The sequence below is a fragment of the Bacillus sp. JJ634 genome (assembly GCF_036962285.1).
GTDB classification, from domain to species: domain Bacteria; phylum Bacillota; class Bacilli; order Bacillales; family DSM-1321; genus Peribacillus; species Peribacillus asahii_A.
Window position 1 is genome coordinate 1 of record NZ_JBALMU010000172.1, and the last position, 9,331, is coordinate 9,331.

Sequence of the window (9,331 nt, forward strand, 5' to 3'; positions counted from 1 at the left end):
TGATAATAGTATATTCTTCAATTTCTTTAGCGAGAGCGTCTATCTCTGTCTCTAACTTTGATAGATGCTCTTTGTACTGAAGAAGAATATTTATATACATACCTAGGCTTAAAAGGTTCTGGTGCAAAAACTTCAATTAATCTGTTAGTAATCTCCTAAACATGGATATACTGATACTACTAATCTAAAAAGGATGTGGAGTCAGTATGATTAAGCCAAGTGCTTTTAAGTGGAAACATTATCAACCAGAAATTATCATGCTTACAGTGAGATGGTACCTCCGGTACAATTTAAGCTTTCGCGATCTCGTAGAAATAATGGAGGAGCGTGGCTTATCCATTGCCCACACCACGATAATGCGTTGGGTCCATCAATATGGACCTGAATTAGATAAGAGAGTTCGCCGTCACTTTAAGAAAACAAACGATTCTTGGCGGGTAGATGAGACATATATCAAGGTAGAAGGTCAATGGATGTATTTATATCGTGCAGTTGATTCAGAAGGGCATACCATTGATTTTTATCTAAGTGAATCAAGAGATAAACAAGCAGCTAAGCGCTTTTTCAAGAAAGCCTTGGCTTTTTCGCATGTTTCCAAACCACGTGTCATTACTGTAGATAAGAATCCGGCTTATCCAGTAGCTATTGAGGAGCTAAAAGAAGAAAAACAAGTACCGAAAGACACACAAATAAAATATCTAAACAACATCGTGGAACAGGATCATCGGTTTATTAAAAAGCGAGTCCGCCCTATGTTAGGTTTCAAATCTATAGAAACAGCTGCATTTATTCTTTCAGGAGTGGAAGCTATGCATATGATTAAAAAAGAACAAATAGATCTACGGGATCAGTCTGTTCGAAATCAGAAAGAATTCATTCATCAATTGTTTGGGCTAGCATCATAAGACATGATTCCGTTAAGGAATAGATACGCTGCCTTCTTTTTTACTTTATTTTTGCACCAGAACCAGGAACGAGGTTTGTCTATCACTCACACTACCATTATGCGTTGGGTGTATCAATATAGACCTGAATTAGACGAAAGAGTACGACGTCATCTTAAGACAACAAATGATTCCTGGAGAGTCGATGAGACGTATGTGAAAGTAAAAGGTCAATGGATGTATTTATATCGTGCAGTCGATTCAGGAGGGAATATCATTGACTTTTATTTAAGTAAATCAAGAGATAAACAAGCAGCCAAGCACTTTTTTAAGAAAGCCTTGGCTGCTTCTCCTATTTGTAAACCTCGTGTTATAACAGTAGACAAAAATCCAGCCTATCCCGTAGCGATTCAAGAGTTAAAAGAAGAGAAAAGTATGCCTGAAGGCATACAAATAAGGCAAGTTAGATATCTCAATAATATAGTGGAACAAGATCACCGTTTCATTAAAAAACGTGTGCGTTCTATGTTGGGATTCAAGTCGTATGAAACAGTGACTTCTATATTGAGTGGCGTTGAAGCCATGCATATGATGAAAAAAGGAGAACTTCACCCATAAGTTGTTTGAAATTGCATCATAATCGTTCGTGTAGGTTCTATGTCTCTATTAAATGATTTTTGCACTAGAACCAAAAACATTGTTATCAATTTCATTTCCATCATAAGTTGTGAGATATATTAACAACCCATCATGTTGTTTTAAGGGGGAGAGATAGGGGGTACGACCACGTGCATCCTGTTAATTGGTTAATTTACGACATGCAAAAATATAAGGGAAGAGCTTACATAAACGAAGCATTTAATTCAAGTTTCAATTGTGTTCACTACTTTCAAGTACAAAAAAGAACCTTGCACATAAGGCAAGGTCTCAAGCTGGATTATAACAAGTTAGATAGAAGAGATACTTTTCTATACAAAGCATTTACCTCTTTATTTTGATGCTCCCCTATTTCATTTCTTAGTTGTCCTTCCATATCAATCATTAAATCAGCTAATTTCAGTGCCTTTTGTCTGTCAGAAATATTACTGTGAATGATATATTCATACCTTGCATTGTATTCAGTTAGTGTCATTTGTCCGTCCTCCTATAGTACAAAGTTATTTAAGCTGTCTTCTATTTCTTCATCAGTAATCCCAATGTACTTTAAAGTAATTTCAGGGTGTGAATGGTTAAGGATTATTTGTAATTTAGCCACGTCTTTACTCTGTTTATAGAACCAGTACCCGAATGTTTTCCGCATGGTATGAGTATCTACACTTTCAATGTCTACCATATCTGCAGCCTTATTAAGCTGTATTTTTCTAGGCCTCTTTGTCTTACCTTTAATATCCTTTAACGATAATGGATTAGATACATACAAACCAGTATTAATGCCTAACCGGAACAATATGTAATCCCTTTTGCTGCAATGTCTTTTCAACGACTATTTAATATCATTTAATTTTTTCAATGATTTAATAGGTTGAACGTCAATTAAATGTTCTTTTGCCATTACGCCTCATCCTTCCATTCATGCCAATAGAATCAATGTTTTGAATGTATACTTTTCTTATTGATTTAGGAATATCACTGGTGATGGACTAAAGTGTGAATTTAAGAGATAAATTGCACACTTTTTAAACGCTAAATTGCATTCGAAATGGATAGTCAGATTTTGTACTGACTACCCATTTTGCGTGTATTTAAAACAAAGTTTAACTGTTTGTAATCATCTTTGAAGACGAATCTCTTGAGAAGAAAAGGGATTATAAATATCTTGAAAAAATCCTGAAAGATGCTATTTTGAATGAAGAAATATGGGGAGTAAGTTTTATATAACGTATATAGATGCGTTATACAACTTACTCCTGATCTATATTGACCTTACCTAGTTCACCTTGAAACTTTATCAAGTGGGACATGGCGGCCCGAATAAACCGCAGAATGTCGATTTTATGGAGAAGTAGATGTTTATTGAGATTTGAGCCGTACTTTGGTAAATACGAGTAATTAAGTTAATGTATTTCCTTGATGCCAGATAAACGAATAGAGAAAATATTTTGCTTTTCATCCTTTAAGGAAAGAGTTTGATCATTTAGGTTAAGTTGATATATATGGCCCTGACATGATTTTAATAATCCATCTTTATAATAAGTGATGGTCGTTAAGTAATTTTTTTTCAATGATTTCAAGATCATTCGATTCTCTCCTTCCTGTCTGGTCTTATAAAAGTAAACTTTATGATAGAAATCAATTATTTATGAAACATTCTTTAAAAGTTGATGTAACGCTAGGGAATTAGTTAGTATACATATACTATACACCAAGAAACGTAAGCGTTTTCATTTTGATTTTGAACAATTTGTGAAAACTTGAACAAAAGATTTTCATCGAGCCTAAATCTCCCTCCAAGAACTCGACAATGATAATGATATCAGAATGGTAGCTTACTGGAAGGGAAGCATATCGTGATGATTCTGGATAATACTCGGATTCATCATGTTAAGCTTTTGAAACCTTTTTTGAAAGAAAAAGAAGATCATCTTACTCTTCTTTTTTTGCCACCTTACTCTCCAAGCTTAAATGCGGTAGAGCGTATTTGGGATTGGTTAAAAAGAAGTGTTATCGTTAACTGATTTCATGCCACACGAAAAGACATCCGAAAATCCGTCCTTTTATTTATGGAATATCTGGACACTTGTCCGGCGAAGGTACCCAACGCATTGAATCACTAGCCATGTCGGAAAATTCATCGAGACTTATATAAATTACTTGGGGTAGCATCATAATTGGTAAATGAAAAGGATATTGAGATTCTATGTTTCTAATAAGTTATATTTGTACCGGAACTATTTATATCATCTAAATGTATTACATAATTGTTTTAAGTTAGCAAGTATTCAAGATTGGATATATAAGGAAAATAGAGAGATACAAATGAATATCTACGTGATTATGAAACGCACCTTTGATAGGGCAGAAAAGATTATGATTGAAAACGGTAACATCAAAAATGAAGGTGTTGAGTATATCATTAATCCCGTTTCTGGTGCAAATACTTGAAGAAAATATAAAAAAGCGTAAGATTTATAGTGCCCCCTGGTCTTAAGCAACTAGTCCAAATAGTTGATGGATGAATTCTTTTTGATCATGTGCATAGCCTCTATCCTCGCAATAATTCGTTTGGCAGTCCCTAAGGACTTTAATCCAAGCATTGAAAGGAAGTGTAGGCGTTATACATGATGTTTCTGAAATCCCAAAATTGACGAATGAATTAAAGCATGCTCAGCGGCTTATACGAACATTACAAGCAAAATATTCTTTTGAGGATATTATTGGGCGGTCTGATGATATGGTATTGGCTATTAAACACGCTAAACTTTCTGCTAAAACGCCAGCAACGGTGCTGCTGCGTGGTGAATCGGGAACAGGAAAAGAATTATTTGCTCATGCGATTCATAATGCTAGTGAGCGAAAATTTAATAAGTTTGTACGCGTCAATTGTGCAGCTGTCTCGGAATCTTTGTTGGAAAGCGAGTTGTTTGGTTATGAGGATGGGGCGTTTACAGGGGCAAAACGAGGTGGTAAGGTCGGTTTTTTTGAGGAAGCGAATCACGGCAGTTTGTTTTTAGATGAAATTGGCGAGTTAACGCCAAAGATTCAAGCCAAGTTACTTCGCGTATTACAAGAGCGTGAAATCATGCGAGTTGGGGGAACGAAACCGATTCCTATTAATGTACGTGTCATTGCCGCAACGAATATTGATTTAGAGCAATCTATTAAGAGTGGAGATTTTCGAGAAGATCTTTATTTTCGATTAAATCGTATGCCTGTTTTTATTGCTCCTTTGAGAAAAAGGAAAGAGGAAATGAAGGAGTTAGCAGAGCATTTAATTCATAAGATTAATCAAGAATATGGACGAAGTATTGAAGGGATTACAGAAGATGCAATTGAAAAACTAAGGCAATATGATTGGCCAGGGAACGTTCGGGAATTAGAAAATATTTTAGGCCAAGCAATTATTTTAATGAAGTTCGATGAACAAATAATCGAAGCGGAGCATATTCCAAATTTAGTAGGCACAAGCCCAAGCCTTGACTATCGGAATGAAGCTGCTTCATCGTTTGAAACTCTGTTTAAAACAGGCGAGTCTTTAAGTGAAATAGTCGCAACATACGAAGCGAAAGTTATTCAGCAAGCATTACAGACCTTTAAAGGGAATAAAATGCTGACTGCTAAATCACTGGGGATTTCAGTAAGAAGCCTGTACTATAAAATGGAAAAAACTAATTTGCGCAAATAATAATTACATGCAACATTTTATTTAACTGTGCAAAAAATGATATACTGAAAAAGCTGTACAGAGATAATAAAGTTGTTTAATTTACAATAAAATCGTTTAAAAAATAATAAAGTTGTTTAAAAAAATGTGAGTCATTCTATTCAACAAAGGGGCCAGCATTCCTGTAATGAATGAAAATGAGATTTGAATATCAAAAAGACCTCTTGGTATGATTAAAATGTCCTGAAGCTGGCCAGCGAAAAGGACAAAATCTATCATAACCAGGAGGCCTATCATGAATTATAACCAAAATAAGAAAATCTCTCAAATTACTCCTAAAACACTTATTATCGGAGTAGATATTGCAAAATTCAAACATGTAGCCAGAGCTCAAGATTTTAGAGGATTAGAGTTTGGCTCACCTTGTTACTTTGAAAATACAAAAGAAGGATTTTGTCATTTTCTTAATTGGATCTCACGACTTATGCAAGCTCAAACGATGGATCAAGTGATTGTCGGTATGGAGCCGACAGGTCATTATTGGCTTAATTTAGCTTATATTCTTAGGGGACATACGATTAAATTTGTGTTAGTTAATCCATTACACGTAAAGAAAAGTAAGGAATTAGATGATAATTCACCAACTAAAAACGATATAAAAGATGCTAGAGTTATTGCGCAATTGGTCAAGGACGGGAGATATGCTGAACCAACTATTCTACAAGGAATTTATGCAGAACTCCGTGTGGCTAAGAAAATTCGTGATTTCTTAACTGTTGACCAACAAATTGTACAGGGTCAAATGCATAACTGGATTGACCGATATTTCCCTGAATTTTTAACAGTTTTTAAGAATTGGGAAGGTAAGGCAGCTTTACAATTTTTAAAGTTAAATGTATTACCACATGAACTTGTACATTTCTCTGATCAAGAGCTATTAAATTACTTAAGAAAAGCTGTTAAACGTAGTGTAGGACTTAGTAAGATTCAGGACTTAAAACAAGTAGCCCGTGAATCTATTGGTATTCGTCAAGGGGCAGATATGGCGAAATTAGAATTACAAACATTGATAGCTAAATATGAATTAATCCAGTCTAAATTCGAAGAATTGGATACCAAAATAGATGCATTAATTGATCAAATACCTGGCGTTCAACAGATGCTTGCCATCAAGGGAATCGGAAGAGATACTGTCGCAGGCTTTTTTGCAGAAGTCGGAGATCTAAATGAGTACTCTCACCCTAGGCAAATCATCAAGCTCGCTGGGTTAAGTCTCAAGGAAAATACGTCTGGTAAGCACAAAGGACAAACAAGAATTACGAAGCGAGGTAGAAAGAAACTTCGTGCTCTGTTGTTCAGAGTTTGTATGGTACTCGTTGCGAAGAATTCAGCTTTTAAAGCACTCCATACCTATTACACACAACGACCTGACAACCCATTGAAAAAGATGCAATCTATTATCGCTTTGTGTAATAAATTAATACGAATATTATTTGCCATCGGTAAAAAACAGTTTGAGTTTCAGGAAGAGAGAATGTTGAAGGATATTCCTCATATGACAGGATATCAGAAGGCAGAAGTATTCGCTTAATTCTTTTGTAGATGGGATTACAATTGTAATGGTATTGATGGTTATTGGACATTGAAGCACGGATTAGTCAGTAAAGCAACAATACTTCGGGCAAGGACCCTGTGGGCCACCGTAACTGACATCCACCTCATGGAAAGGTTAGACGAAGGAATTTGGGAGCAAAGACTCTGTGAGGCATGGGAGGGTTGACCTCCATGAGACATGTGGACATCCACCAGTGCTATCATATTTTTGATAATTACCCAATTTATGCAAGTGATTGGTTAGTAAGCTACAAGTCTTTTTTCTTCAAATGTCCAATTTTATCCTAATAATGTATCTTTATCCATACAAAAGGTAATCTTTGAAACAAGACTACTATGAGAATCTAAGAAAACAGGAGAAATCGTTAGATTTTACATTCTTTATTGAGGGAGATTGTTGAACAACACCTTTTAAGAAAAATGGGTATGTATCTATGTTAATATTTGGAATAACTTGTGAAGAAATGTACTTAAACTATTGGGTAGCTTTAATTGTATGTGGAAGCTAAATTTCAGTTTCATTGAGCTTATCGGTTATAATGGAGTTGGAAGTCTTCGTTTGCGATTATGTGGAGACCCGAATTTTATATTACCTGAGGTCAGTATACCTTACTTATCAAAGGAGTTTATTCATTATGCATATACTACAAAAAACACAAAAAATAGTTCGCTATCAGAATCAACATGGCAAAATACATTACGGTATTGTTGAGGATGATGAGATAATATTACAACTGTCTAGCAGTTTTGCTGAACTTGTCAACAAGGAAATAAAGTATGACGGGGTAAAGGTGAAATATAGTGACGTGAAAATTTTGGAGCCAGTAAAACCTTCTAAAGTGGTTAATTTCGGCTGGACATATGCAGATCATGCGAAGGAAACAGGGGGAGAGCCAAACCTTATAGAGCCATTTCTATTTTTAAAGCCATTATCTTCGCTTATTCCAGACAAGGGAACGATTTTTCTTCCTCCCAACGATCTAACCAACCAAGTGGAACTTGAAGGGGAAGTAGCCCTGGTCATTGGAAAGCGCGGAAAAAACATTAAAGAAGAAGATGCGCTTGATTATGTGTTTGGTTGCACGATATTTAATGACGTCACAGCAAGAGATCTTACAAAAAAAGATCCACAGTTTACGAGGGGCAAAGGATTTGATACGTTCGGGCCTTTGGGGCCGTGCATCGTTACCGGGGTAGATCCTACAAATTTGCGGATTGTAACCACTTTAAACGGCCGCGTTGTCCAAGACGGGAATACCAATCAAATGTCTCTGAGCATTCCGTATCTAATCAGCTGGCTTTCGCAGGTGATGACACTGGAGCCTGGTGACATTTTGGCCACGGGTTCACCATCTGGCAGCTGCCCGGTTAAGTCGGGGGATGTGGTAGTTGTGGAAGTCGAGAAAATCGGTCAGTTGTGTAATTCTGTCCAGTAGGATGTGCCAGCATTCTTAATAACCAAAAATGAAAATATTCATAAATAGATGAGCCGACTTTTTAAAATGTTACAGAGGACATCGCAATAAAAAGAAAGAAGAGTTTCTTTGTACTTGCATTTGTATGTGGTGCTGCTAGAGTAACGGCAGTATTAAAAGAGCTTGGTGTCAATTTATTTAAGATAAATGATAAACCTGATGGTCAATGGCTAAATATAGTTGAGTATTGAATCATTTCTTAATGAACTAACGGAGTGTTTGAGTTTAAGAGTGGAGGTTGCTGCGGCATCTCTTTTTTTATTCAACAAAAGGGAGTTAGTTGAATAAGCATATAAACAATAAAGGGACAGTTGTAAAATGACAATAAAGTTATTTAATTTTAAAAGCTCAAACAACCATAACCCCGTCCTGATTTTAGGAGGGGGGTAAAATAAAGTTGTTTAATTTTTAATAATAAATGCTTTACCGAACTAAAAAAAATAACAATAAATTCGTTTAAAAATCTAAGTTTTATTCCATAATAGCGCCCTTTAATGGAATAAGGATATGAACGTTCACTAATAAAAACGAAAAAAACTGCGGCACGTTATTTAATAAACATTCCCGTTAAAAAATAATGATTTTTAATTAAACAAGTACTATTTAGAGCATTTTAAAAATTAATTGAATCTATCAATTCTTGCGTCTGTTTATTCATTAATGTTATCTCCCCTTCTTCAATGGCTGTATCACTTTCAAAATACTATATATACAAACTTATTAGTTGAAAAGAAAAACATACAGTAATGAATTTAAAGAAAAATTATTTCTGAATTTTCAACAGGAAGAGAAATAAAACATTTAAGTGAAGAATATTCAATTTCTTTAACAACTATTTATCGCTGGGTCAAAGGCCCGTTATCTAATAATCAAACTAACTTAAGTTTCTTTAATAATGATATAGAATATGAAAATTTAATATTAAAAAGGGATTTAGAAATACTTAAAGCTGCAATTAAAATCATTTCTAAATCTTAGTTAATCAAAATAAAAAGCTCGAAGCATAAAGAATATGCTTTGAGCTTTTTATTTTGATT

General features: G+C 35.0%; 7 protein-coding genes and 3 pseudogenes. 6 read left to right on the forward strand and 4 right to left on the reverse strand.

Features of this window, described 5'->3' with window-relative positions:
* Window positions 1-133: pseudogene (locus V7068_RS20450) on the reverse strand (IS110 family transposase); the annotation flags it as partial.
* Window positions 134-206: 73 nt separating this feature from the next.
* Here V7068_RS20450 and V7068_RS20455 point away from each other — a divergent pair.
* Complete coding sequence (locus V7068_RS20455) at window positions 207-905, forward strand: IS6 family transposase (RefSeq protein ID WP_499714318.1); 699 nt, start codon at window positions 207-209, stop codon at window positions 903-905.
* 63 nt (window positions 906-968) lie between these two features.
* Window positions 969-1,502: pseudogene (locus tag V7068_RS20460) on the forward strand (IS6 family transposase); the annotation flags it as partial.
* A gap of 319 nt (window positions 1,503-1,821) precedes the next feature.
* On the opposite strand, the gene V7068_RS20465 reads toward V7068_RS20460, so the two are convergent.
* The 3 genes from V7068_RS20465 to V7068_RS20475 form a co-directional block, all read right to left on the reverse strand.
* A complete protein-coding gene (locus V7068_RS20465; RefSeq protein ID WP_499714319.1) occupies window positions 1,822-2,016 on the reverse strand; it encodes a hypothetical protein in 195 nt (64 codons plus the stop codon).
* A gap of 12 nt (window positions 2,017-2,028) precedes the next feature.
* A complete protein-coding gene (locus tag V7068_RS20470) occupies window positions 2,029-2,364 on the reverse strand; it encodes a tyrosine-type recombinase/integrase (RefSeq protein WP_499714320.1) in 336 nt (111 codons plus the stop codon).
* 574 nt (window positions 2,365-2,938) lie between these two features.
* Window positions 2,939-3,121 (reverse strand): YolD-like family protein, encoded by a 183-nt coding sequence (locus V7068_RS20475; RefSeq protein ID WP_499714321.1) that lies wholly within the window; start codon window positions 3,119-3,121, stop codon window positions 2,939-2,941.
* A 270-nt stretch (window positions 3,122-3,391) separates the two neighbouring features.
* Here V7068_RS20475 and V7068_RS20480 point away from each other — a divergent pair, with 270 nt between their 5' ends.
* The 4 genes and pseudogenes from V7068_RS20480 to V7068_RS20495 all read left to right on the forward strand — a co-directional run bounded on the left by V7068_RS20480 (window position 3,392) and on the right by V7068_RS20495 (window position 8,255).
* Window positions 3,392-3,559: a transposase gene (locus V7068_RS20480; RefSeq protein WP_499714322.1), complete on the forward strand. Its 168-nt coding sequence runs from the start codon at window positions 3,392-3,394 to the stop codon at window positions 3,557-3,559.
* A gap of 578 nt (window positions 3,560-4,137) precedes the next feature.
* Window positions 4,138-5,226, forward strand: a pseudogene (locus tag V7068_RS20485) (sigma-54 interaction domain-containing protein); the annotation flags it as partial.
* Between the two features lie 274 nt (window positions 5,227-5,500).
* Window positions 5,501-6,796, forward strand: a complete 1,296-nt coding sequence (locus V7068_RS20490) for an IS110 family RNA-guided transposase (protein ID WP_499714323.1) — start codon at window positions 5,501-5,503, stop codon at window positions 6,794-6,796.
* Between the two features lie 658 nt (window positions 6,797-7,454).
* Entirely contained in the window at window positions 7,455-8,255 is an 801-nt protein-coding gene (locus V7068_RS20495; protein WP_375350706.1) for a fumarylacetoacetate hydrolase family protein, read from the forward strand.
* Window positions 8,256-9,331: the final 1,076 nt, after the last annotated feature.

Coding starts and splice junctions, on each gene's coding strand:
- V7068_RS20455 (WP_499714318.1), top strand. CDS start 207: ATGATTAAGCCAAGTGCTTTTAAGTGGAAACATTATCAACCAGAAATT.
- V7068_RS20465 (WP_499714319.1), bottom strand. CDS start 2,016: ATGACACTAACTGAATACAATGCAAGGTATGAATATATCATTCACAGT.
- V7068_RS20475 (WP_499714321.1), bottom strand. CDS start 3,121: ATGATCTTGAAATCATTGAAAAAAAATTACTTAACGACCATCACTTAT.
- V7068_RS20490 (WP_499714323.1), top strand. CDS start 5,501: ATGAATTATAACCAAAATAAGAAAATCTCTCAAATTACTCCTAAAACA.
- V7068_RS20495 (WP_375350706.1), top strand. CDS start 7,455: ATGCATATACTACAAAAAACACAAAAAATAGTTCGCTATCAGAATCAA.